Origin of the sequence: Microvirga sp. HBU67558, from assembly GCF_018069605.1 — a bacterium.
GTDB lineage: Bacteria > Pseudomonadota > Alphaproteobacteria > Rhizobiales > Beijerinckiaceae > Microvirga > Microvirga terrae.
Genome location: NZ_JAGPUP010000299.1, coordinates 1 through 1,021, shown reverse-complemented (window position 1 = coordinate 1,021; position 1,021 = coordinate 1). Strand labels below are relative to the sequence as shown.

Sequence of the window (1,021 nt, the reverse complement as noted above, 5' to 3'; positions counted from 1 at the left end):
GTTGCCGGCGGAGGTGGCTCGTCCACACTATGCGATGAGCGAGGGTTGCGCCGGATGGGCCGGCGTCGAGCCTCCCGCGCAGGGGACGAGCCATGCAGCAGAAGAGCAAGGTGTTTGTCGGTCTGGATACCTCGAAACTGAAGATCTCCGTCGCCGTGGCCGAGGACGGCCGCCAGGGCGAGATCCGTTTTCTCGGCGAGATCGACAACACCCCGGAGGCCGTGCGGCGTCTGGTGAACAAGCTGGCGAGCCGGCACAGCGAGTTACTGTTCTGTTATGAGGCCGGTCCAACCGGCTATGGCCTGCAGCGCCAGATCTCCGCGCTCGGCCATGACTGCGCGGTCATCGCCACCTCACTGATCCCCAAGCGCCCGGGCGAGCGCGTGAAGACCAATCGCCGCGATGCCCTGAGCCTGGCCCGGCTGCATCGGGCCGGGGAGCTGACCGCCATCTGGGTGCCGGATCCAGGCCATGAGGCGGTGCGCGAGCTGGTGCGGGCGCGCGAGGCGGCCATGGAGGATCTGCGCGAGAAGCGCCAGTACCTGCAATCCTTCCTCTTGCGCCATGGGCGGATCTTCTCCGGCCGCAAGCCGTGGACCCGGGCGCATGCGCGCTGGCTGGCCGAACTCATCTTTGAGCATCCGGCTCAGTACTTGGTCTTGGGCGAATACCGGCAGGCGATTGCGGATGCCGAGGCCCGCTTGGAACGACTGACCCAGCAAGTCGCTGAGGTGGTCTCGACATGGTCGATGGCACCCGTGGTCGAGGCTTATCAGGCCCTGCGCGGGGTGGCGCTGCTCACCGCAGTGACCTTCGTGGCCGAGATCGGCGATGTGCGCCGCTTCGAGAGCCCGCGCCAGCTCATGGCCTTTCTGGGTCTGGTGCCATGCGAAAGCTCGACCGGCGAGCGGGTCCGACGGGGCAGCATCACCAAGGCTGGCAATACAAGGGTCCGTCGGGTTCTGATCGAGGGCGCCTGGACCTATCGCTTTCCGGCCCGGATGAGCCGCGTGCTGCAGGA

1 protein-coding gene is annotated in these 1,021 nt (G+C 66.9%); it reads left to right on the top strand.

Translation table 11 applies throughout. The annotated features are described in order from the left end of the window. Window positions 1-92: 92 nt before the first annotated feature. The coding region (locus tag KBI52_RS01345) for an IS110 family transposase (protein WP_210804850.1) at window positions 93-1,021 on the top strand (929 nt) is incomplete at its 3' end.